The organism is Nocardia sp. NPDC102475, assembly GCF_055584605.1.
Genome location: NZ_JBVJLS010000021.1, coordinates 1 through 24,264, shown reverse-complemented (window position 1 = coordinate 24,264; position 24,264 = coordinate 1). Strand labels below are relative to the sequence as shown.

Here is a 24,264-nt window from a genome sequence, read left to right as displayed (position 1 = left end):
ACCGCTCGGTCCTACGCCAACCAATCGTCCAGGGACGGGAGTTCATCGGCCATCTCGGTGGTGAAACCGTTGCGCGCCTCGGGTCGATTCAGCGTGATCGTGGCGATCGCATCCGCAACGCGGTAAGCAATGGTGCTATAGGACAATTCGGCTCCCGACTTCGGTTCAGCGCTTGCCGGACGCGGCGGAGATGAGCAACTCGACCATGGCGGTCGCTTTTTCGGACTGCGGCGGGTCACCGGTGATGACATCGCTCCAGACGAAAGCTTCGCCGATGCGCACGATCGCATAGGCGAGATCGCGGATCTCGATGCGTGGATCCAGATCGGGCAGCCCGGCCAAACGCTCTGCGACCCAATCGATCATTCGGGCCTGCACCACGGTGTAACGCGAGGTCAGGACGCGCAGTCCGTACTCCGGATCCTCGGCGACGAAGCGCGACAGCGGTTCGAAGGTGCGCACGGTATCGGCGAGCTTGCCGAAATTGCGGACGAAACGTGCGGCAGGCGCACCGTAACCGCGCGCCTCGACCCGGGTGATCGCCTCCGCGATCACCCGCCACACCACCTCCCCGACCACCACTTCCCTGCTGCCCCACCAGCGATAGAGCGTGGCGCGGCCGATACCGAGTTCGCGCGCGAGCTGCTGCATATCGATGCGGCGGCCGTCGAGGAACCAGCGGTGCGCGAGGTCGATCACATCCGCACGCGCCGGTTTCGATACGACCGCCGCCCCGTCGGACACGACTACGGCCTCGTCAGCGCCGCATAACGAGCGAGATGCTGGTCGCTGGAACCGAATTCGTATTCGATCGCGGTCAGTCGCTTGAAGTAGTGGCCGATCGCGAGTTCCTCGGTCATGCCCATGGCACCGTGCAGCTGCACGGCGTTCTGGCCGATGAAGCGCGCGGCCCGACCGATGGTGACCTTCGCGGCCGAGACCGCCCGCGCCCGGTCCGCCGAGGAAGCACCCAACGAGTAGACGGCGAGATACACCGCGGCAATGGCCTGCTCGAGCTCGATGAACATATCGACCATGCGATGCTGGAGCACCTGGAAACTGCCGATCGGCTGGCCGAACTGCTGCCGCTGTTTGGCGTATTCGACGGTGTCCGCCAACACCTTTCGCATGCAGCCGACGGCCTCGGATGCGATCGCGGCGATCGCCTCGTCCGCCGTTGCATCGATCGCGTCCCATGCCGCACCCTCGGCACCGAGCAGCGCATCGGCGGGCAATCGGAATCCGGTAAAGGTGATATCGGAGCCGACCCGGTCATCGATCGTCCGATACGAGTGCACCTCGACACCGGCAGGCAGATCAGCGGCATCGAATTCGGTAAGGAATAGCGAGATTCCGTCCTCATCGCGCCGATCACCGGCGGTGCGCGCGGTAATGAGCAGATGCGTCGCCAGCGGCGCACTGGTCACGACGGTCTTGACGCCATCGAGCACCCACCCGTCACCATCGCGGCGCGCGGTGGTCGATACGTCGTGCAGCGTCTGTCCCGAGCTCGGCTCCAGCGCCGCGAACGCGGTCCGTGCCGCACCGGAAACGATCTGGCGCAGTACCGAATCCGCGTGCTCGCCACCGGCGCGATTCAGCAGACCGGCGCCGACCACCACGGTGTCGACATACGGCTCGACGACCAGCGCGCGGCCGAGTTCCTCGGTGATGATCATCAACTCGACCGGACCACCGCCCATTCCATCGACCCGCTCGGGCAGGGTGGCGCCGAGAATGCCCAGCTCCTCGGCGAATCCGCGCCACACGCCCGGCTGCCAACCGGTATCGGATTTCGCCGCGCCCCGGCTTTTGTCCAGTTCGTAACGAGCGCCGAGGAATCCGGCCACCGCGTCGCGAAGCAGTTCCTGCTCATCGGTGAAGGTGAAGTCCATCAGAGCCCCAATGCTGCCTTGGCGAGAATATTTCGCTGAATTTCGTTGCTGCCCGCATAGATCGAGCCCGCTCGGTCGTTGAAGTAGCGCAGCGGCGCGACCGCCTGCCAGTCCGCGCCGCTGCGATATCCGTCGGCGGGCGGGGTGAATTCGGCGATCGGGCCGCCCGGCGCGGTGGCATGCGGCTGATAAACCCGGCCACGCGGACCGGCCGCCTCCAGCGCCAATTCCGTGAGCCGCTGACTCAATTCGGTGGCCAGGATCTTGAGCATCGAGGACGCCGGACCCGGATTCTTGCCCCGCGCCATCGCCGAAAGCGTGCGGTACTCCAGGATTTCGAGCACCTCGGTACGAATTCGAGCCTCCGCCAACTTCGCCGCGAATGCCGCGTCATCGATCAGCGGATTGCCGTCGGGTCCGGTCTGCTCGGCCGCCGCGGTGGCCACATCTTGCGCCATGACCTGCAGCATCGGCGCTGCCGCACCGCCGCGCTCGTGCACGAGCAGATATTTCGCGACGGTCCAGCCGTCATCGATCCGGCCCAGCACATTGGCCTTCGGCACCCGGACGTTATCGAAGAAGACCTGGTTCTGCACCTGTTCGCCGGAGGTCATCACCAGCGGGCGGATCTCGATACCCGGCGTGGTCATATCGATCAGCAGGAAGGTGATGCCCTGCTGCTTCTTCCCTTCGCGCGAGGTCCGGACCAGGCAGAAGATCCAATTCGCCTCGGTGGCATGGGTAGTCCAGATCTTGCTGCCGGTGCAGACGAAATCGGCGCCGTCGTCGACGGCGGCCATGGTCAGCGAGGCCAGGTCCGAACCGGCCTCCGGTTCCGAATAGCCCTGGCAGAAGAAGACTTCCCCGGTCAGGATGCGCGGTAGATAGAAGGCCTGCTGCTCCGGCGTACCGAATGCGACGATCGCGGGCGCGACCATCCGGATGCCCATCGGCGAGAGCGACGGCGCACCGGCCAGCATCGACTCGCGATTGAAAATGTAGTGCTGGGTGAGGCTCCAATCGCAGCCGCCGTGCTCCACCGGCCAGGCCGGTGCGGCCCAGCCGCGCTCGTGCAGGATGTGCTGCCATTGCATGCTCGCCTCGTGGTCCGGGTACACGCTCGTCGCCAAGCGCCCGGCCCGCCGCAGCTCCGGCGTCAGCTTCTCGCCGAGAAATGCGCGAACCTCGTCGCGAAAGTCCAGATCGGCCGCTGACCAGTCGTAATCCATCTGCCCTCCCGGAGGGATCTGCGTCATTGCATCGGGTCGCTCTGCGGCCCCACGAGACACAATGTACGTCTGTCTCACGCCGGAAATCAAACTGATGCCACCTGCCTGCACTTGCGGGCGCTAGCAGTCTTCGAACAACGCCTTGACGTATCCGGTGGACTGGTAGACGTAGTCGTAGGCCCACCTGGCGACCGAAAGACGCGGCTGCGGATCCACCATCAGCACCTCACCGTCCCAGCATTTCCCGAGGATGTAGCGGGCTCGCGAGATATGCGGCGTGAAGGTGATGACGATGACTCGACGCCAACCTTCCGCCGCGGCGAGTTCAGCGAGTTCACGACCTTCACCACGCGTGGTGCGCGGCGAAGGATCGAAGCAGGTGACCTGAAAGCTGTAGCGGCTGTGGCAGATTCGGTTCATCACCGCACTGTTCTCGTACGGGTCCGAGAACAGCACCCGGGGCGCGTACCCCGCACTGGCCAGCCGCAGCCCCAGCTTCTCGCGCCCATCGTGCGCGCCGCCGAGCACCAGGATCGCATCGGCCTTCGCGGGCATATCCACCTGCGGCCGGACGTAAACCGGCCACAGACCAGCGATCAGCGCCACCACCGCAACGCCGAGTACCACCCAGGCGCTGCGGGCCCGGATGCTGCGCTGGCGTCGCACGAGATAGATCGTAACCGGGCCGTCATCGGATGAGTTTACGCAGGTCAGAACGCTATCCGTCATTCATGTCGCCACATGTACATCTGCTGTTGCCGAGACCCTTGCCTCGCTGACGTGGGGTGGCCATCGGCGGGACCTATCAATCGATCATGCGATGCACAGTCTTCGGAACCGGGTACCTCGGGGCCACGCACGCGGCGTGCATGGCCGAGCTCGGACACGATGTGATCGGCGTGGATATCGATCCGGGCAAGGTCGCGAAGCTGTCCGATGGTGTGGTGCCGTTCTACGAACCCGGCCTGGAGGAGGTGCTGCGCCGGAACCTGGACGCCGGTCGGCTGCGCTTCACCACCTCGTACGCGGAAGCCGCCGACCACGCCCAGGTGCATTTCCTCGGGGTCGGGACACCGCAGAAGAAGGGCGAGTACGCCGCGGACCTGAAATATGTGCACGCCGTGGTCGATACGCTCGCACCGCTGCTGGAGCGGCCGTCGGTGATCGTCGGGAAGTCGACGGTGCCGGTCGGAACCGCCGCCGCATTGGGCACGCGGGCCCGCGCGCTGACCGACGCCGAGGTCGAGGTGGCGTGGAATCCGGAGTTCCTGCGTGAGGGTTTCGCGGTGAAGGACACACTGCGCCCCGATCGACTGGTGCTCGGCGTGGATCGCGAACGCGAAAGCGCCGCCTGGGTCGAGGAATTGGTGCGCGAGATCTACGCGGACCTGATCGCGGCCGAGGTGCCGTTCCTGCTGACCGACCTGGCCACCGCCGAATTGGTCAAGGTCTCCGCGAATGCCTTTCTCGCAACCAAGATTTCCTTCATCAATGCCGTCTCCGAGGTCTGCGAGGCGACCGGCGCCGATGTGACCATGCTGGCCGACGCACTCGGCTACGACGCACGCATCGGCCGCCGATTCCTCAATGCCGGACTGGGTTTCGGCGGCGGCTGCCTACCCAAGGACATCCGCGCGTTCATGGCGCGCTCCGGCGAACTCGGCGCCGATCACGCGGTGGCCTTCCTGCGCGAGGTCGACAACATCAATATGCGCCGCCGCACCAAGATGGTCGATATGGCCGCGCGGGCCTGCGGCGGATCGCTGCTCGGCGCCAATGTGGCGGTGCTGGGTGCGGCCTTCAAACCCGAATCCGACGATGTGCGTGACTCACCCGCGCTGAATGTGGCCGGGATGATCCAGTTGCACGGCGCGGTGGTGACGGTGTACGACCCGAAGGCGGCGGAGAATTCGCGACGGGTCTTCCCCACGTTGAACTACGCGACCTCGGTGACCGAGGCCTGCGATCGCGCCGATGTGGTGCTGGTGCTGACCGAGTGGGACGAATTCGTCGCATTGCGTCCGCAAGACCTCGATCCGGTGGTTCGCAAACGGTCGATCATCGACGGCCGGAACTGTCTCAATCGAGCCACCTGGAGAGATGCCGGATGGGTGTACGCCGGACTCGGCACACCGTAGAGTTGCCTGCGACGCGGGGGCGACGCCGGAACGATCAGATCCTGCCTTCGGGTCTGTCGGACGTCGGCGGTAGGGTCCCGAGAGCGGGCCGATCCCCCGGCGGGCGGCGCGGGCTCGCATGTCGTGATGTGTGAAACGGGATGGGCAGCTGATGAGTTCGGTTCTGGGAGTTTCGGTGGGGGCCGGCGCCGTCCGTATGGCGCGACCACACACCGCGAGCCCCCACGGCCCCATCGCCCCGCATTCCTTCGATCTGCAGACCATTCCGGTTGTCGAGCACCAGGTGGAGGAGCTGGCCGCCGAGGCGATCGGCGTGACGCTGGAATCCATGCCCGGTATCGCGGCCACCGCGATCGCCTACCGCAGTGAGCAGCATGCCAAGGCGCTGCGCGCGGCCATGGCGCGTCAGCAGCTCACCAATTACGAACTGGTGCCCGAAATTGTCGCGGCGGTCGAATTCGCGCAGGCCACCGGGGATATCCGCGGCATCTCCTCACTCGTCGTCTACGACCTCGGCAGCTCCGGACTGACGGTCAGCGTCGTCGACACCCAGACCCGTGAGATCCGCCACAGCGAACGCACCAGCGATATCAGCGGCGACTACCTGGATTCGCTGATCCGCGAACAGCAGATCGCCTCGGGCCGGATCGCGCATCCGCCGGATTCGGCGGGGCTGGCCGCCCTGGACGCACTGTGCCGCGAGGCCAAGGAGCAGCTGTCCTCGAATACCGCCGTGGCGCTGCCCAGCGAACAAGGGCTGGTACTGCTGGCCCAGGAGAATTTCGAAGCCCTCATCATGCTGGCGATCGAATCGTCGGCGCGGATGGCACGCGATGTCATCGTGCGCTCGGATCGTCCGGTGCACGGTGTGCTCGCGATCGGCGGTTGCGCGCGAATTCCGCTGATCGCCAAGGTCCTCGAACGCTGGATGGGTGTGCCGGTCATCGTGCCCGACAGCCCGGAGACGGTGGTCACCCGCGGTGCCGCCCTGATGGCGCGGCCGGTGCGCACGGTCGTCCAGACCCCGCAGCAGCACGCGTCCGCCGCGGATTCGCTGCTCGATGACGATGAACTCTCACCCGCTTGGCTATCCGCACCGCCCAAACGGCGCCGCGGCAAGCGGGAAATCAATGGTGCGGTGTTGACCGTCAGCGCGCTAGCTGTCGTCGCGGCGATCGGACTCGGACTCGGTTACGGCCCACAGGTTCTCACGCGCGATTCGCAGAGCAGTGACCACCCGACCTCGGTCTCGCCGACCAACCCGCCGCGCACCACCACCCTGGACCCGCAGATCGCCGTCGCACCGGCCAGCACCACCGAGTCCGCCGAGTCGGTGGCCGCCCCGCCCCCGTACCGTGCGACGACCACGGAGCCGCCCCCGTCCACGCCCGGCCCGAATACCATTGTCGTGCCAGGACTTCCGCCGATCGTGGTGCCGACGATTCCGCCCGTGATCCTCCCCTTCCCGCCACCCGCGCCGCGCTGAACCGGTGACCTGCTACCGAGAGGCAGGGCCGTCGTCGTCCCAGGATCTGCGCGGATCCGGGCGGCGGTAGCCGCGCGGGTCGGTGTCGTAGTCGGGTTCGTAGTCCCGCGGGTCGGCGCTGCGGTAGTCCCGACTGCGTTCGTATGCTCGGGGATTCGAGGGTTGGTCGTTCCAGGCAGCCGGGCCCGGCTCGTCATCCCGGGCCGGGGTTGAGGTCCGTTGGCGGCCGGGAGCCGCGGCGGAGGAGCGCGACGGCGAGCGACGGGAAGGTGCGGACGCCTCGGACTTCGCATGCCGCGAGTGCCGCGCTGGAGCGGCGGGTTCGGGCTTGTGACCGAAGGGCCGGGCGAGCATGACGGCGATGGCAGTGGTCAACGGGACCGAAAGGGCCAGCGCGATACCGCCGACGGAGGAGCGGGCGATTTCGATGGCGACCGCGTCGCCGGTCAGGACATCGCGAATGGAGCGGCCCGCGACACTGAACAGCAGCAGCAACGGAAGCGCGCCACCTGCGTAGGCCAGCACCAGGGTGTAGACCGTGCTCGCGATATGGTCCCGGCCGACGCGCATGGCGGCGGCGAAAACCTCGCGGCGCGAAGCGGATTCATCGATGGCGGCGAGTTCGAAGGCGGCCGAGGCCTGGGTGATGGTGACATCGTTGAGCACACCGAGCGAACCGATGATGAAGCCCGCCAGCAGCAGACCGGTAATGCTGACGTGCTCGATGTAGGTGGCGACGTTGGTGTTCTGTTCCTCGGATAGCCCGGTCAGATGCGTGACCTCGATGGCGACCCAGGACAGCACCGCCGCGACGATCATCGATGTCAGCGTGCCGAGCAGCGCCGAACTGGTGCGCAGATTCACACCATGCGCCAGGTACAGCACGGCATACAGGATCATCGCACCCGCGACCAGCGCGACCGGAATAGCGGGCCTACCGTCCAACAGTGCGGGCAGCATGAACAGCACGAGCACCGCGAAGGCGAAGACCAGCCCGAGCAATGCCCGCAATCCGCGCCAGCGTGCCACCACGATGACCACGACCACGAAGGCCAGCACGATCAGGGTCAACGGCAGCCCGCGCGAGTAGTCCTCGAACGAGTACAGCGGCATTCCGCTCGGATCGGTCTGCCGCACGATCCGGATGTGGTCACCGGCGTGCAGATCGGGTTGTCCTGGGCCGGGCGCGATTTCGAGCAGGGTGTGATTGCCCTTGTGCGGACCGGAATCGATGCTGATCAGACTGCGCTGACAGGTGTAGCCTGCGGCGCGCGGCTGCTCGGGCTTATCGATGAACACCTTGCCGATCGAACTGCTGCCGCACGCACCGACGTCCTGCATCACCACGGTTCCGGCCTCGGTCTGCACCGCGCCACCGCCCGCGTTCTGCATCGGCAGCGGGATGTCGATGTGCTGGCTGCTCGGCCACAGCACGATCGCGGCGATCACGACCACGACACCGATCGCGGCGAGCAGTCCGACGACCACACGGGCCGCGGTCGCGCCGATCGCGATGGGGCCGGAATGGTCGTGGTGATGGTGATGATCACTCATGGCTCACCGGACTCCTACCTTTTCGTCTGTAGTCCAGGGTGCGAGCTTAAAGGATTTCATTTTCAAGATCGGATTCACGGACCGACAACGAACGACGACGAGTCAGGAAAAGGTTCCGAATGGAAATCGGGAGGGGGCGGCGGAGAGCAGGGGGATGTCTCCGCCGCCCGCAGGTTGGCGCCCAGGGGGGTAGGCAGCCTAACCCGAGGTCAGGTTGTCCAGGGGGGGTAGACAACTTGACCGGGCACTTGAAGTGCCAAGAGACACTGTACACAAAAAGTCTCGTTTAGCGCTAGCTAGTAACCAAAACTCGCAACTATCCGTACACCGGGTATGTTTTACCCCCGGAAGCGGGGCGATCCGGTAACCCAGCGCACGCTGACGAGGAGGTCCGGACCGCCCAGTTCCTACTGCCGGTAACTCGACAGGAAGTTCCCGAAGCGCTCGATCGCCACCGCGAGATCCCGTGCCCACGGCAGCGTGACGATCCGCAGATGATCATGATTCGGCCAATTGAACCCGGTGCCCTGCACCATCAAGATCTTCTCCTGCAGCAGCAGATCCAGGATCAGCTTCGAATCATCGTGAATTTCATAGACGTTCGGATCCAACTTCGGGAACGCGTAGAGCGCACCCTTCGGCTTCACACAGGAAACGCCCGGGATCATATTCAGCCGCTCCCACGCGACATCGCGCTGCTCGAGTAGCCGGCCGCCGGGCAGGATCAGATCCTCGATGCTCTGATGTCCGCCGAGAGCCACCTGAATCGCGTGCTGCGCAGGCACATTCGGGCAAAGCCTGGTCGAGGCGAGCAAATCGATGCCCTCGAGGAAACCAGCCGCATGCTCCTTGGGGCCGGTGATCGCCAACCAGCCGGAGCGGTAGCCCGCGACCCGGTAGGCCTTGGAGAGTCCGTTGAAGGTCAGGCAGAGCAGATCGGGCGCGAGCGTCGCCAGCGAAATGTGCTTGGCGTCGTCGTAGAGGATCTTGTCGTAGATCTCATCGGCCAGCAGCAGCAGCTGATGCTTGCGCGCAAGGTCGACCAGTTGCTGCAGCACCTCGGTGGAGTACACCGCGCCGGTCGGGTTGTTCGGATTGATCACCAGCAACGCCTTGGTCTTATCGGTGATCTTGGCTTCGATATCGGCGATATCGGGCTGCCAACCGTTGGATTCGTCACACAGGTAGTGCACCGGGGTGCCACCGGCCAGACTGGTCATCGCGGTCCACAGCGGATAGTCGGGTGCCGGGATCAGCACCTCGTCACCGTTGTCGAGCAGTGCCTGCATGGTGATGGTGATCAGCTCGGAGACGCCGTTGCCCAGGTAGACGTCGTCGACATCGAGCTCGGGAAAGCCGGGGACCAGCTCATAGCGGGTCACGATGGCGCGCCGGGCCGAGAGAATGCCCTTCGATTCCGAGTAGCCCTGGGCATACGGCAGCGCGGCGATGATGTCGCGCATGATCACATCGGGCGCCTCGAAGCCGAACGGCGCGGGATTGCCGATATTCAGCTTGAGGATGCGATGCCCCTCCGCCTCCAGCCGTGCCGCATGTGCGCCCACCGGTCCACGAATTTCGTAGAGGACGTTCTGCAGCTTCGTGGATTGCTCCAGCACGCGCGGCGGGTGATGCGGTAGATGGCTAGGACTCACCCTGCCTATGGTGCCATCTCCGGCAACTGGTTAATCGGTGCCTGATGGCAGCGCCTTCGGCGCTGCGTGTTCGCGGCCCCCTGGTGTCTCGCGGCTGACCCTTTCGAGCGACCTGCAAGCAGTCGCTAGCGGCGCCGCCGAGACTCGCGACTTCGTCGCATGCGCTTCGGCCACTCGGACGCGAGACGGGCCGCGAACGGGTCGCTCGTAAAACTCGCTCCGTGGTGGTCGCCAGTGCTTGTAGCCGCAGTTTGATCCAGTGCGCTCCGCCGAATCAGGCCGACGAGTTGCCCGGCGGGATGCCTTTGGCCGCAGTGGTTTCGCAGAACTCTTCGATTTTCTCGTCGAGGAACCGCGCCTCGACGGCGTCGCGGAACTCCGGTCGGGCGATCCGCCGCCGCAGCCCGACGAGCCGTTCCTCCAGTTGGGCGATGCGCTTGTCCTCGGCCAGGCCGAGCACCGGAACCAGCGCGGCGGCCGCACCGTCCAGACTTCCGTTGATCAGATGCGCCGCCGCGCTGTCGACCCGGGCCATCGCCTCGGTGCCATAGGAACGCCGCTCGGACGGGCCGTTCGCGTACAACTCGATGGCCTGTTGCGTCGCGGCCAACGCGGGTTCGGCCTGACCGAGATGGATATAGGTCGCGCCCGCGTAGTAATGGGCCTTGGCCTCGTTGAAGCCGAAGACGCCACCGACCTCGTCGTGCAGCGAGTCGGTATCGGACACCTCGCGGGCATCGTCGGCGGCCCGGATACAGCGATCGGCGTCGGCGTCACTGCCCAACCGGGACCAGATTCTGGCCTCGATATTCAATAGTCGAACCTTGGCCGTGGCCGATTCGGCGAAGTCATGCCCGCTCTGTGCCAGCAGCACTCCCCGACGCGGTCGATCGGACCAGTATTCGATCAGCGCGTGCATGCCGCGGGTCCAGGCACGCAACCCGTTGTGACCACACAATTCCGAATAGGCCCAGGCCGCTCTGATCTGCTCGCCCGCGGCATCGAGATAGCCGAGGTCGGTGCTCGCATTGGCGAGCAATCCCGACAGCGTGCCTGCCAGCAGATACAGATGGCTGGTATCGGCGGGGCGCTGATGCCCCTCCAGCAGCCGGTACACCCGGCGTCGCACTCGCAGCATCTCCACCATCATCGGTACCGGCGGGATGTGCACATATTCGTTCGCGATGCGCGTGACATCGGCATCGAGCTGCTCCAAGGTGGTGGCACCCACATTGGTGCTCTCGGCCTGGCCGGCATGCTCGCTCGCCTCATGGGCAGCCGCCATGATCAGATCCCTCTCCGAAATCGCCGCTAACGCATCACCTCTCATCGCACCGGCGTCTATGAGAGCCAAAAGATCCGCGTCACTCGAATAATTGGCGCGAGCCGAGGTATCGGCCCGCCTTTCGAATCCGGGCGCGGTCGGTCGATCGAATACGGGTTGATCGATCATGGCCGCAAACCGCGCCCGCACAACATCGTCGGACCTGGCCAGGGATGTATCGAGGGCGGCTTGATTCACCGGACGTGGATGGACCCGTGCGCCGCCGGCCTCCCACTTCGATACGAGCCGCTCGTGCACACCCAGATGCGCTGCGAACTCCCGGATACTCATCCGCCTGGCATCGCGAAGGGCACGGGCCTCTTTACCTGACCACTGCCGGACCACGACGTCATCCCTTCCGACGAACTCCTTCCCAGGGTACGAGCGCTTTGTGAGTGCGGCCACAGGCAAAAGCCGTCCGCTATCAGAGGCAGCGGAATGGCAGTAGAAGGCGAGCGGGTGGGCGATTCCCGAATCGCCGTCCGGCACAGGACCCTTGGATACGAGGAGGCAAGGAGTTGGCCGTGAACGTGGAGAAACTCAGAACAGTCGATGATTGGGTGGCCTATTACCGGCACGAGTTCGGATTACCGGTCACCGAACGCGGCGGGTTCGTGATGCTGCCCATCACCGGCCGGGTCTGCGTTGTCCATCTGCCGACGATTCGGGCCGAAAAGGTCAGGGCCGCACTGGAACAGCAGGGGACGAGGGGCCCCATGCTGGCCAGACAGATTCGCTGGAGCTTCCTCGCCGAGCCGGACAGTCGGCCGGGCGCGCAGGTATTGGAGGTGCTGAACCGTCTCGATATAGGCATACCGGCCATCGGCAGTGCCGTGATGTTGCCGACCGGGCTCGGTCGGTGGACCCGGGAAGGGTGCTTCTGGGTCAACCCACCGAGTCGCGGCGACACGCTCCCACCGTTATCCGTCGTCATCACGACGGCACTCGCGGTGGGGGCGGGTGGCGGGGACTGAATGCGTCGTCGGTCCCCGCCGCCGGGCCTACCGAGTCCGCCCCTCTACTGGCAGTCGACAGGGGCGGGCTCGGTCGGGTGTTTTTCGGGCCGGATCCGCGCGATCCAACGTAGGCGAAGAGGCAGCGAAAGGGCAGTGGGGTTGCGTCCTGGAGCCGAAACCCGTACGCATCTGCAAGATTCGAGCGAGACGAGGAAGCTCGTTCGGATCGACGCCGATGCGTACGGGTCGCTGCCGCTGGTCGCGACTATTTCCGGCCCGCCGAAACCCGCACTGCCACAGACTAAGTGGCCAGCGGGAAGTTCAGATATGAGCGGGAGGGGGTCGGTCCACGCTGGCCCTGGTATTTGGAGCCCGCACTGGTGCTGCCGTAGGGGTTCTCGGCGGGGCTGGTCAGGCGCAACAGGCACAGCTGACCGATCTTCATACCCGGCCACAGGGTGATCGGCAGATTCGCGACATTCGACAGTTCCAGTGTGATGTGGCCGCTGAAGCCCGGATCGATGAAGCCCGCCGTCGAGTGAGTCAGCAGGCCGAGCCGTCCGAGACTGGACTTGCCTTCGAGCCGACCGGCCAGATCGTCCGGCAACGTGCACACCTCCAGCGTGGAGCCGAGCACGAATTCGCCGGGGTGCAGCACGAAAGGCTCACCCGCGTCGGGCTCGACCAGACTGGTCAGCTCATCCTGACGTTGCGCCGGATCGATATGGGTGTACCGCGTGTTGTCGAATACCCGGAACAGCCCATCCAGCCGCACATCGATACTCGACGGCTGGATCAGGTTTTCCAGGAGCGGCTCGACGCCGAGACGCCCAGCGGCGATCTCCGCACGGATGTCACGATCGGAAAGCAGCACGCCGACGAGCGTAGCGCCTGCTCGATACCGCTGCTCAGCCGCCGCATGCTGACGAGCCGCCGCCGCGTTGTCGATGGCTCGGTTGCCTTGTCCGGGACCCGATCTCAGTGATTTCCGTCCGAGGCTTCGGTTGTCTGCACGAGTCTGTCGGACATGGCGCTGGTGATGAACTTGGGGATCGCGGGGGCGAATATTTTGAGATAGGAGTCCACCCATTCATGGCGGGAGCTGAGGAATGGGAAGTCGGTGGCGGCCATATGGCGAATGGCGAGCATGGGCAGGGGCGCGTCGAGTGCGGGGAAGGCCGGGTTGCGTAGCCCCGGGACGGTGCAGCCCGGATAGAACTGGCCGAGCATCAGACCCTTTGCGACGAACCGGGACTTCTGGTCATGTTGCACCGCGTCGATGTCGGCGTAATCGGTGAGGTTCGGGAAGACCGCGAGGACGGCCTTGAACTTGCATTCGGGTTCATCCTGGGGTGGCAGGGCGGGGAACATGTCGTACAGATCGTCGATGATCGCGGTCAGGCACTCGGCGTCGACGGAAGGGCGCTCGAAGAACGCGGCCCAGAGCGACTGGTTCGCGATGGCGTGGCTGGTGTAAGGACAGACCGGACCGGACCGGCCGAGGTCGGGGTGCGGCTGGCACAGGTATTCGCGAGTCCACCTACGCAATTCGGCAGCACGGGGGTGCGGGTCGATATGCGTCGACGGATCGGGAGCGAATAGGTTGACCGGCTCGATGCCGGAACGTGTCCCGACGATTCGGTGCGGGTTCATGATCGGCTTGTCCTTGCGGAGGTGGCGGGTTCCATCGGGGTGGTCCGGGCTGAGCGGAAGTGCTCGGTGAGGACGAGTCCGATCGCGCGCAGCGACTCGGGTTCGATCATCCGCTCGTGCCGGACCGGAATGTGATGGTCGATGATCCGGCCGTTGATCAGGTTGTGCCATGCGAGGGCCGGCGAGGGGCCGTCGTCTGTGTGGGCGCCGGCGCTGAAGTAGATCAAGTCGCCGTCGAAGGGAGTCGGCCGGTGGTTCCAGGTGAGGTCGACGAGCCGGGTGTAGTCGTCGTGCAGGATCACGAGGTGCTCGGGGGTCACGGCGGTGAAGAGTCCGCCTTGTCGGTGGAGCAGTTCGGCCGCGGCCGCGGCGGTGAGATCGGCCGCGCCCGGTGGCACATCGAGGCCGGCGAACTCGGCGAGCAGCTGCCCGATGGAAGGAGTGGGCACCCGGACGGTGTCGGCGGTGACGACACGGGTGTCCATCATGGCCAGGGTGGCGACGGACTCGCCATCGCCGCGGAGTTGGACCGCGATCGCGTGCGCGATGGTGCCACCGAGCGAGTAGCCGAGCAGCTGGTACGGGCCGTGCGGCTGGACAGCCCGGATCTCCTGGACATAGCGGGCGGCCAGTTGATCGAGCGTCTCGAACTCCGCGGTGGCATCGCTGAATGCCGGGGATTGCACCCCGTACACGGGGCGGTCGGGATCGATGTGCTGCACGAGTCCGCTGAAGCCCCAAGCCAATCCGATGGCTGGGTGCACGCAGAACAGCGGCGGCTCGTTTCCAGCGGCGCGCAGCGGAAGCAGGACGGACAGCGCATCGCCGGGGTCCTGCTCGTCGAGCCCGTGACGGCGCATGTCGATTCGGCGGGCCAGCGACTCGGGCGTCGGATCGGTGAAGATCCACTGAACCGGCACGTCGACACCGGTCGACTCGGCAAGGCGCGCCACCAGTTCGGCCGCGGCAAGCGAGTTGCCGCCCAGGGTGAAGAAGCCGTCGTCGAGGCCGACCCGCTCGATGCCGAGGGTCCGGGTGAAGGCGTCGCAGACGGTGCTCTCGAGTGCGGTGGACGGCGGCCGGAACCGGGCGGGTCGCCATTCGGGTGCGGGTAGGGCCTGGTAATCGACTTTGCCGGTGGGGGTGAGGGGTATCCGGTCGACCGTGCGGATGGCCGTGGGGATCATGTGCGTCGCTAGTCGCGTTGCGAGGTGGGCGGTCAGTGCGGCGGTGCCGGTCGTGCTGCCGGGAGCGGGCACCACGTAGCCGACGAGTTGACTGCTGCCGCTGGGGCCGGTGTGCACCGTGACGGCGGCATGGTCGATGTCGGGGTGGGAGCGGAGGGCGGCCTCGATGTCGCCGGGTTCGATGCGATGGCCGTTGATCTTGAGCTGTAGGTCGCTGCGACCGGAGAATCGCAGTGTTCGATCGGTAGTCCAGCTGACCAGATCGCCGGTCCGATACATGCGTGTCCCCGCCGGTCCGTACGGGTCGGGGATGAATCGGGTTGCTGTGGTTGCAGGTTGGCGATGGTAGCCGCGAGCGAGGCCCGGTCCGGACACGTACAGTTCGCCGACCACTCCGGCCGGGACGGGGCGCAATCTGCGGTCGAGTACGACGGCGGTGAATCCGAGCACCGGCCCGCCGATTGTCATCGGGCCGCCCTTGGTCGTGGTCAAAGGAGCATGACCGCAGCTGACGATTGTGGTTTCGGTAGCCCCGTAGGCGTTGAGCACGGTACGGCCCGGCGTCCACTGTGCTGCCAGATCGGGTGGACAGGTTTCGCCGCCAAGGATCAGCGTGTCCAGGGTGTCGACTTCGTCGGCGTGCAGTGATGCGAGCACGGTGGGAGTGACAGCGGCATGGGTCACCTGTTCGGCATTGATCAACTCGGCCAATGCGGCGCCGGCGACTACCGATGCGGGGGCCACGACCAGGGTCGCGCCGGTGGCGGTCGCGCTGAGCCATTCGAGGATCGAGACGTCGAAGGTCGGTGCAGCGGCGGCCAGCATCCGAGAAGCCGGGGTGAGGCCGAACCGCTCCCGTATTTCGGCGGCCAGGTTCGCTATCCCGGTATGGGTGACTACAACTCCTTTGGGAGTCCCGGTTGAGCCCGAGGTGTAGATCAGGTAGGCCGGGTGCTCCGGCCGTAGCGGAGTTGCGCGCTCGGTGTCATCGATCGCCGTCGGGTCCGTCTCCGCCGTCATCGCGACGAAGGCGGGATCGTCGAGGGCGACCCATTCGAGTGCGTCGGGTAACTGCTCTCGGTAGGTGTCCAGGGTCAGCCCGACCGCGGCACCGGAATCGTTTTGAATGCGCGTGATCCGGTCGCGCGGATGGGTGGGATCGATCTGCACGAACGCGCCGCCGGACTTGGCGACCGCCCACACGGCGATGACAGCGTCGATACAGCGCGGAAGCGCAACAGCAACCATCGCTTCCGGACCGATTCCCATATCGATCAATACGCGCGCCCAGCGGTTGGAGGTCTCGTCGAGTTCGCGATACGACAGCCGCGCGCCGTCGCAGACCAGCGCTTCCGTGCCGGGCGTCATCGCGACCGCATCCGACAACACCTGCGGCAATACCGACGCCACCGGGCCGGGCCGACCGCGGACGGGCACCAGCGCGGCCTGCTCGACGGGCGAGAGCAGCTGCAGTTCGGTGAGCGGGAGATCAATATGCGCGGCGACGGTGTCGAGCACACGCAGCACCCGGTCGGCGAGGGCGTCGATCTGCTGTCGAGTGAACAGTTCAGGCAGGTATTCGAAGGTCAAGTGCAGCCGGGTGTCGTGGTGCACGACCAGGCCGAGCGGATAGTGCGCGGCGTCTCGTCCGTCGATGCCGCGGACGTGCATTCCGGCGATGTCGATGTCTTCGGACAGCCCGGCCCGGTCCACCGGGTAGGACTCGAAGACGGTCACCGTGTCGAACATCGCGCGGGCACCGGCCACCTGTTGGATCCGGGCGAGTCCGAGGTGGTGATGGTCGAGCAGCGCGGTTTGTTCGGTTTGGATTCGCCGCAGTAGCTGGGCGAGGCTTTCGCGGTGATCGAGCCGGACCCGAACGGGCACGGTGTTGACGAACAGTCCGATCATCGATTCGATACCGGGAAGCTGTGGCGGGCGCCCGGAGACGGTGGTGCCGAAGACCACGTCTTCGCGGGCGGTCGCGTTGGCGAGCACGAGCGCCCAGGCCGCTTGGACGACGGTGTTGAGGGTCGTCTCGTGTTGGTGAGCCACCTCGACCAGCGCCGCAGTGTGGTCCTCGCTGAGCTGCACCCGCACTTCGCGCGCCGCGGCGGTGGTTCGGCGGCCGCGGTCCTCGGGGGCCAGCAGAGTCGGCTCCGCGACGCCCTCGAGTGCTTGGGCCCAGGCGGTTTCCGCGCCGGTCCGGTCTTGGCTGTTCAGCCACATCAGGTAATCGCGGTAGGGGCGCACCGGAGGCAGTGCCGCGGCGTCGCCGTCGCCGGCGTAGAGGATCAGCAGTTCCCGGATCAGCAGTGGTGTGGACCAGCCGTCGATCAGGATGTGATGCATGCTCAACACCAGCCGGTACTGCTGGGGGGCGATCCTGATCAGTGTCAGTCGTAGCAGCGGCGCCGCGGTCACGTCGAAATGACGGTCCTCGGCCATGACCTGTTCGAGTGCGGCCGCGGTGTCGTCGTGCTCGGCCAGGTCGACCTCGGCGAACGGCACGTCGACATGCCGGCACACCACCTGGACCGGGTCGCGGGCGCCGTCGCGCACGAATGCGGTCCGCAGGTTCGGGTGCCGTCCGAGCAGAGTCTGCGCGGCGCGGCGCATCCGGTCCGCATCGACGCGCCCGGCGAGTTCAATACGGAGTTGCACGATGTAGGCGTCGAGTGCGCCGTCGGCGAGCTGGGCATGGAACAGCAGCCCCGCCTGCAGCGGCGTGAGCGGCCAGATGTCGTCCAGCGCCTGGTGTCGGGTCTCCAGCCGGTCGATCGCGGCCTGGTCGAGATCGACTAGGCCGACATCGGAAGGGGTCAGCCCGCCGACACCGGGCCGGGACGCGTGGGTAGCCAGAGCCGTCACGGCGTCGCGCCACAGTTCAGTGAGGTCGGTAACTTCGGCGCAGGTGAGCAGGCCGGACGGGTAGTCCCAGGCGGCGGTCAAGGCGGGGCCGTCCGAGGTGTCCGTGGTGACCGCGTTGATACCGAGCACGGCTGCCGCGGCCGCGTCGGGATTCTGGTTGCCGCCGCCGGTGTCGCCATCGGCGGGCAGCCATCCGCTGGCGCGCAACGCCTCGGGAACGGTGTCCAGACGACCGAGATAGTTGAAGCTCACCTGCGGGGCAGGCAGCGCGCGCAGGATGCGGGCGGTGTCGGCGTTGAGGTAGCGCAGCAGCCCGTAGCCGATCCCACGGTCGGGGACCTCGCGCAGTTGTTCCTTGACCGATTTGATGACCGCCGCCGCGGCAGCACCCGCGGCGAACGCGTCGTCGATATCGATACCGGACAGGCCGAGCCGGACCGGGTAGGCGGTGGTGAACCATCCGACCGTGCGGGTGAGGTCGGCGCCGGGGAGCACCGTGTCGTGGCGGCCGTGGCTTTCGAGCGTGAGCAGCGTTTCGGTCACGTCGTCGCCGTGGCGCTGCCGCCATCGAGTCAGTGCCAGTGCGAGCCCGGCGATGAGGGCGTCGTCCACACTGCCGCGGAACACCTGGGGCAGGGTGGTGAGCACAGCGCGGGTCACCGAGGTCGGCAGCATCACCTCGACGGTCGCGACGGTGGACTGCACGTCGAGCTCGGGGTCGATCGGGCGAGCGCCGATCGGCGGATCGGCGGCGCCGAGCGTGGATCGCCACCAGTCGAGCTCATCGAGGCTCTCGGCGGCGGCGTTCAGGCCATGCGCCCAGCGGCGCATCGAGGTGCCGACGGGCGCGAGCCGCGGCCGTTGCCCGGCACCGATCTGGGCCCAGGCCGTTGCGAGGTCGGGAATCAGGATCCGCCACGACACCGTATCGACGACCAAGTGGTGTGCGACAACGAGCAGCCGTCCCGGCCGCTGCGCCCAGTCGAACCAGACCAACTGCAGCATGATGCCCGCGCCGGGGTCGAGTCGTTCGGCGGCCGCATGCGCCTCGGCGTCGGCGATCGCGGCGAACTCGGCGCTGTCCGGCGCCGCTGCCACCGGCACGCGCCGGATCAGCCCGGCGATCGTCGCGGTCGACCGCACCTGCAATGCCCACCCGGACGGGTGCGCAGGCTCCGGCTGCAACCGGGCCCGCAGCATGTCGTGCTGATCGATCACCGCTTGCACGGTGGCCTCGATCCCGTCGACGTCGATACCGCTCGGCAGCGTGAGCATCACCCACTGGCAGAAATGGTCGAATCCGCCGCGTTCGAACATCCAGCACATGATCGGCGTCAGCGGCACCTGGCCGACGCCGCCACCGGGGAGTTCCGCCGGAAGAGCGGCCGCCGCGGTGCTGTCCTCGACTGCGACCTGGGCCAGTCCCGCGACCGTCTTCCGCTCGAATACCTCCCGCGTGGAGAGCACCACACCGGCTGCCCTGGCTCGGGTCACCAACTGGATCGACATGATGCTGTCGCCGCCCATGGCGAAGAACGAATCATCGACTCCGACCCTGTCGATGCCCAATACCTCGGCGAACAGTCCGGCCAGCGTCCTTTCCACCTCGGTGCCCGGCGCCCGGAATTCGGCACGGTCGGTGGTGAAGTCCGGCTCGGGTAGCGCCGCGCGGTCGAGCTTGCCGCTCGCTGTCACCGGCAAGGTGTCGAGCACCATCACGGTCGCGGGCACCATGTGCGGGGCCAGCCGCTGTTCGGCGAACGCGCGGACCGCGGACGGGTCGAGCTCGACGCCGGGCTCGGGCACCACATACCCGACCAACCGGTCACCGGCGGTTGCGCCCCGGTGGACGGTCGCGGCCGCTCGCGCGACACCGGCACAGGCCAGCAGGCCCGATTCGACCTCGCCGAGTTCGATACGGAAACCACGGAGCTTGACCTGGAAGTCGGCCCGGCCCACATAGTCGAGCGTCAGATTCCCCTCCGGTAGCCGCAGCCAGCGCACCAGGTCACCGGTCCGATACATACGCCGGCCCTGCTCCGCGAACGGATCGGCGACGAAGCGCGAGGCCGTCAGCGCCATCCGGTTGCGGTAACCACGAGCCAGAGCCGGGCCTGTGAGATACAGCTCGCCGACAATCCCGACGGGCACCGGCCGCAACCAGGCGTCGAGCACGACGTGCCCGACCCCGCGGATCGGTCCGCCCACCGTCACCGGCTCACCTGCCACCAGCGGCGCGCTGGCGTCGGTCTGGATCGTGGCCTCCGCCGGACCGTAGGTGTTGAAGAATCTCCGGCCCGGCGCCCACCGGGACACGAGGTCGGGCGGGGGCGGTTCGCCACCGACCACGACCGTCGCGAGGTTCTCCAACCCGGCCGGGTCGACGGTCGCCAAGGCCGTCGGCGTCAGTGCGGCATGGGTCACCCGTTCGCTCGACAGGATCCGCGCCAGCTCGTTCCCGCCGTAGACGGTCGGCGGCGCGATCACCAGCCGCCCACCCGATGTGAACGCCCAAAGCAGTTCCAGGACGGCCGCATCGAAACTCGGCGACGCGACATGCAGCACCCGCCCGCCGGGCTCGATTTCGAACCGGGAACACAGCTCGGCCACCAGGTCTGCCAACCCTTGGTGCGACACCACGACGCCTTTGGGCACACCCGTCGAACCGGAGGTGTAGATCAGGTACGCCGCGTGATCGAGCCGGATCGGCCCTGTTCGCTCCGCATCGGTCACCGGCGCCGCCGATGCCGCCGACGCCTCGGCGTCGACCGCCGCCTCGTCGAGGACCAGCCACGGCACCGATCCGGGCAATCGAGACCGCCACTGTGACAAGGTGATTCCCACTGCCGCACCGGAATCGGCGAGCATGTGCTCGATCCGGCCGGTCGGATACTGCGGATCTATCGGCACGAATGCCGCCCCCGACTTCGCCACCGCCCACACCGCAAGCACCGACTCGACCGATCGCGGCAGCCCCACCGCCACATCGGCCTCCGGCCCCACACCCCGATCGATCAACAACCGTGCCAACCGATTCGACTGCGCATCGAGCTCGCCGTAGGTCCACTGCCGATCCTCGTACACCACCGCGATCGCCCCCGGATCCCGCCGCACCGTCGCCGCAAACAGCTCCGGCAGCATTCGCCCCGGCACCGCCGGGGAACCCGATACCGGCGTCAACTCCCGGTATTCCGCGGGTGAAAGCAGATTCAGCCGGGCCAACGGCAGCTCCGGGTCGGTTGCGACGACACCGAGCACACGCAGGATGCGCTGCAGGGTCGCGGTTATCGTGTCGTGGTCGAAGAGTTCGGGCAGGTACTTGATCTTCAGGTGCAGTCGGGTATCGATCCGCGCGACCACTCCCAGCGGATAGTGCGCGCCGTCCGTACCCGTGACATCGACTACTCGCATCCCCGCGATATCGGTCTCCGCCGTCAGCCCGAAACGGTCGATCGGGAACGATTCGAACACCGTCATCGTGTCGAATACCGCCCCCGGCCCGGCCACCCGCTCGATTTCGGTGAGGCCGACGAACTGGTGGTCGAGCAGGTCCGCCTGTTCGGTCTGGATTCGGTCGAGCAGTTGTCCCAGGCTCTCGGCGGCATCGAGACGGACGCGCACCGGCACGGTGTTGATGAACAGTCCGATCATCGTTTCGATGCCCGCGATCCGCGGGGACCGTCCGGAGACCACGGCACCGAACGTCACATCGTCCCGAGAAGTCAACGTGCCCAACACAATTGCCCATGCCAGCTGGATCACGGTGTTGACGGTGATGCCGCGGGCCCTGGCCAGATTCGTCAGCGCCGTTGTCTGCTCCTCGGTCAACTCGCCGAGCACATCGCGTGATTCGGTGTAGCGGCGACCGGGATCGGCCTGCGCTATCAGAGTCGGCTCCTCGGCGCCGTCGAACGCGCCGGCCCACGCGTCGAGCGCCGCAGCCGAGTCCTGCCGGGCGATCCAGGCAAGGAAGTCCCGGTACGGACGGACTTCGGGCAGCACGGTGGCGTCGCCGTCGGTGGCGTAGAGCACCAGCAAGTCCTTCAGGAGCAGCGGCGTCGACCAGCCGTCGAGCAGCAGGTGATGATTGGTCAGTACCAGCCGATAATGCTGCGGCCCGGTGGTGACCAGCATCCAGCGCAGCAGCGGAGCACGAGCCGGATCGAACCTGGTTGCCCGGTCCGCGGCCAGGAGCAGTTCCCATTCGCGATCGCGGGCACTGTCATCGAGGTCGGACAGGTCGAGCTCCGACCAGGCGGCCTCGACATCTTCCTGGACGACCTGCACCGGACCGACATCGGTGTCGAAGGCGGTGCGCAGATTCGCATGTCGGTCCAGTAGCACTTGCCCGGCTCTGCGTAGCCGCTCCGGATCGACCTGGCCACGCAATTCGACGACCAGTTGGGTCAGGTAGGCGTCCACCGATTCCTCGGACACCAACGCGTGGAACAGCAGCCCCTCCTGCAACGGCGTCAACGGCCAGACATCGCTCAGAGTCGGGTACCTGTGCTCGAGCCGCTCGATTTCGGCCTGCCCGAGCCGGACCAGATCCAGATCGGATGGTGTCCGTCCCCCGCTACCGGCCCGGCGGGCGTTGGTCGCCAACGCGGTCAGTGCTCGGCGCCAGGACTCCGCCGCCGCACGCACCTCCTCGGGGGTGAGTACCTCGGCGGGATAGGACCAGATGGCCCGCAACTGCGGCCCTTGTCCGTTGTCACGGCTGCGGACATCGATGTCGAGCACCGCTGAAACCGGCATATCCGGATGCTGCGCATCGGTGAACTCGCCGCCGTCCACCGGCCGCCATCCGGCCGTCCGTTCCCCTTCGGGAACCCCGGTGGAGACCGGGCCGAGGTAGTTGAAGGCGATCTGCGGCGTCGGCAGCGCGCCGATGTCGTCGTCGAGATATCGCAGCAAGCCGTAGCCGATCCCGTGGTCCGGGACGGCGAGCAGCTGTTCCTTGACGGACTTGACCGCTGCGCCCATGGCCGGCCCGCCTGCGCATGTGTCGTCGATATCGATGCCCGACAGATCCAGACGCACTGGAAAACTCGTGGTGAAACAGCCGACCGTCCGGGTCAGATCCGCGCCCGGGACGACGCCTTCCTCCCGTCCGTTCCCTTCGAGGCCGATCACCACATCCGTCAGCCCCGCGGCGGCGGGCTCCCGTTCGCGCCGCCACTTCGTCACCGCCACCGCCAGCGCGGCCAGTAGCCCGTCGCCCACCTCGCCGTGGAACGTCGCGGGCACGTCGGTCAACAGCGCCTCGGTCACCTCGGGGGACAGCTCGACCTCGAGCGTCCGAGCAGTTGCGGCCACGTCCACCGCGGGGTCGAGGGCCCGCGACCCGATCATCGGGTCGGCCCCTTCGGCCATCGCTCGCCACAGTTCGAGTTCAGCTGCCCGCTCCGGCCGTCGGGCCGCCTCGACCAGCCCATACGCCCACCTGCGCATCGAGGTCCCGACCGGGGCTGGCTCGGGTGGCTCGCCGGACTCGATCCGCGCCCACGCGACCGCGAGGTCCGACACCAGCACCCGCCAGGAAACCCGATCGATCACCGACTGATGGACCAGCACCAGCGCCCTGCCCGGTTCGGCCGGATTCGCCGGATCGAACCAGACCACCTGCAGCACGATCCCGGCGTCCGGATCGAGCCGGGCCGCAGCGGAAGTCAGCTCCGCCGCCGCCAACGTCCGGAACTCGGCACTTGCCTGCATCGGCACCCGGTGGATGACGTCGGCGGCGCAAATCGTGCCGACCGGCGGCACATCCCACGCCCGACGGCCATCGTGGTCCGAGCACAGCCGCGCGCGCAGCATGTCGTGCCGGTCGAGGACCGCCTGCACCGTTTTCGCCAGCCGGTCCAGGTCGATTCCGATCGGCAGATTCAGCATCGTCGCCTGCGAGTAGCTGGCGAACTCCGGACCGGACCGTTCGAGCAGCCTTCGCATCATCGGCGTCAGCGGTACCCGGCCGACGCCGCCGCCGGGCAGTTCCGTCAACTGGGAGGCTGCGGTGCTGTCGTGGGCTGCGATTTGGGCCAGTCCGGCGATCGTCTTCCGCTCGAACACGTCGCGTGCGGAGAACGTCGCACCGGCCGACCTGGCTCGGGCCACCAACTGGATCGCCATAATGCTGTCGCCGCCCAGGGCGAAGAACGAATCATCGAGACCGACCGTGTCGGCGCCGAGTATGTCGGCGAAGGCTCCGGCGATGATGTGTTCGGTTGGTGTTCGTGGTGCTCGGAAGGGTTTGCGGTCGGCGAAAACCGGCTTCGGCAACGCCCTTCGGTCCAGCTTGCCCACCGGCGTCAAC

13 protein-coding genes and 1 pseudogene are annotated in these 24,264 nt (G+C 66.8%); 3 read left to right on the top strand and 11 right to left on the bottom strand.

Features of this window, described 5'->3' with window-relative positions; translation table 11 throughout:
* Positions 1–11 precede the first annotated feature (11 nt).
* From ACZ60G_RS31845 to ACZ60G_RS31825, 5 genes are all read right to left on the bottom strand, one after another.
* A complete protein-coding gene (locus tag ACZ60G_RS31845) occupies positions 12–146 on the bottom strand; it encodes a hypothetical protein (RefSeq protein ID WP_465814842.1) in 135 nt (44 codons plus the stop codon).
* Positions 147–165: 19 nt separating this feature from the next.
* Positions 166–744 carry a QsdR family transcriptional regulator gene (locus ACZ60G_RS31840; protein ID WP_465814841.1) on the bottom strand — a complete coding sequence of 193 codons (579 nt, stop codon included), beginning with the start codon at positions 742–744 and terminating at the stop codon, positions 166–168.
* 2 nt (positions 745–746) lie between these two features.
* Entirely contained in the window at positions 747–1,895 is a 1,149-nt protein-coding gene (locus ACZ60G_RS31835) for an acyl-CoA dehydrogenase family protein (RefSeq protein WP_465814839.1), read from the bottom strand.
* Positions 1,895–3,124, bottom strand: a complete 1,230-nt coding sequence (locus ACZ60G_RS31830) for an acyl-CoA dehydrogenase family protein (protein ID WP_465814837.1) — start codon at positions 3,122–3,124, stop codon at positions 1,895–1,897. The genes ACZ60G_RS31835 and ACZ60G_RS31830 overlap by 1 nt, the downstream gene beginning before the upstream one ends.
* Before the next feature lie 120 nt (positions 3,125–3,244).
* Positions 3,245–3,790: a YdcF family protein gene (locus ACZ60G_RS31825; protein ID WP_465814835.1), complete on the bottom strand. Its 546-nt coding sequence runs from the start codon at positions 3,788–3,790 to the stop codon at positions 3,245–3,247.
* Positions 3,791–3,939: 149 nt separating this feature from the next.
* Here ACZ60G_RS31825 and ACZ60G_RS31820 point away from each other — a divergent pair, with 149 nt between their 5' ends.
* Both ACZ60G_RS31820 and ACZ60G_RS31815 read left to right on the top strand, forming a co-directional pair.
* A complete protein-coding gene (locus ACZ60G_RS31820; RefSeq protein WP_465814833.1) occupies positions 3,940–5,262 on the top strand; it encodes a UDP-glucose dehydrogenase family protein in 1,323 nt (440 codons plus the stop codon).
* A gap of 151 nt (positions 5,263–5,413) precedes the next feature.
* Positions 5,414–6,748 (top strand): DUF7159 family protein, encoded by a 1,335-nt coding sequence (locus tag ACZ60G_RS31815; protein WP_465814831.1) that lies wholly within the window; start codon positions 5,414–5,416, stop codon positions 6,746–6,748.
* Positions 6,749–7,033: 285 nt separating this feature from the next.
* On the opposite strand, the pseudogene ACZ60G_RS31810 reads toward ACZ60G_RS31815, so the two are convergent.
* The 3 genes and pseudogenes from ACZ60G_RS31810 to ACZ60G_RS31800 all read right to left on the bottom strand — a co-directional run.
* A pseudogene (locus tag ACZ60G_RS31810) lies at positions 7,034–8,302 on the bottom strand (YibE/F family protein); the annotation flags it as partial.
* A 407-nt stretch (positions 8,303–8,709) separates the two neighbouring features.
* Positions 8,710–9,966, bottom strand: coding sequence for a pyridoxal phosphate-dependent aminotransferase (locus ACZ60G_RS31805; RefSeq protein WP_063044852.1), 1,257 nt, complete (start codon positions 9,964–9,966; stop codon positions 8,710–8,712).
* A gap of 265 nt (positions 9,967–10,231) precedes the next feature.
* On the bottom strand, positions 10,232–11,572 hold the full coding sequence (locus ACZ60G_RS31800; RefSeq protein ID WP_465814829.1) for a helix-turn-helix domain-containing protein: 1,341 nt from the start codon (positions 11,570–11,572) through the stop codon (positions 10,232–10,234).
* 233 nt (positions 11,573–11,805) lie between these two features.
* Between ACZ60G_RS31800 and ACZ60G_RS31795 the strand changes: the two genes are divergently transcribed.
* Positions 11,806–12,255: a hypothetical protein gene (locus ACZ60G_RS31795; RefSeq protein WP_387286617.1), complete on the top strand. Its 450-nt coding sequence runs from the start codon at positions 11,806–11,808 to the stop codon at positions 12,253–12,255.
* A gap of 283 nt (positions 12,256–12,538) precedes the next feature.
* Here ACZ60G_RS31795 and dcd read toward each other — a convergent pair whose 3' ends face one another.
* The 3 genes from dcd to ACZ60G_RS31780 form a co-directional block, all read right to left on the bottom strand.
* Positions 12,539–13,111, bottom strand: a complete 573-nt coding sequence (gene dcd, locus ACZ60G_RS31790; RefSeq protein ID WP_465814826.1) for a dCTP deaminase — start codon at positions 13,109–13,111, stop codon at positions 12,539–12,541.
* A 104-nt stretch (positions 13,112–13,215) separates the two neighbouring features.
* Positions 13,216–13,890 (bottom strand): DUF6875 domain-containing protein, encoded by a 675-nt coding sequence (locus ACZ60G_RS31785; RefSeq protein WP_465814825.1) that lies wholly within the window; start codon positions 13,888–13,890, stop codon positions 13,216–13,218.
* Entirely contained in the window at positions 13,887–24,230 is a 10,344-nt protein-coding gene (locus tag ACZ60G_RS31780; RefSeq protein WP_465814823.1) for an amino acid adenylation domain-containing protein, read from the bottom strand. The genes ACZ60G_RS31785 and ACZ60G_RS31780 overlap by 4 nt, the downstream gene beginning before the upstream one ends.
* Positions 24,231–24,264 lie beyond the last annotated feature (34 nt).

Excerpts from the sequence above, each read along its gene's own strand:
- ACZ60G_RS31835 (WP_465814839.1), bottom strand. The coding sequence starts at position 1,895 with ATGGACTTCACCTTCACCGATGAGCAGGAACTGCTTCGCGACGCGGTG.
- ACZ60G_RS31830 (WP_465814837.1), bottom strand. The coding sequence starts at position 3,124 with ATGGATTACGACTGGTCAGCGGCCGATCTGGACTTTCGCGACGAGGTT.
- ACZ60G_RS31820 (WP_465814833.1), top strand. The coding sequence starts at position 3,940 with ATGCGATGCACAGTCTTCGGAACCGGGTACCTCGGGGCCACGCACGCG.
- ACZ60G_RS31815 (WP_465814831.1), top strand. The coding sequence starts at position 5,414 with ATGAGTTCGGTTCTGGGAGTTTCGGTGGGGGCCGGCGCCGTCCGTATG.
- ACZ60G_RS31800 (WP_465814829.1), bottom strand. The coding sequence starts at position 11,572 with ATGAGTATCCGGGAGTTCGCAGCGCATCTGGGTGTGCACGAGCGGCTC.
- ACZ60G_RS31785 (WP_465814825.1), bottom strand. The coding sequence starts at position 13,890 with ATGAACCCGCACCGAATCGTCGGGACACGTTCCGGCATCGAGCCGGTC.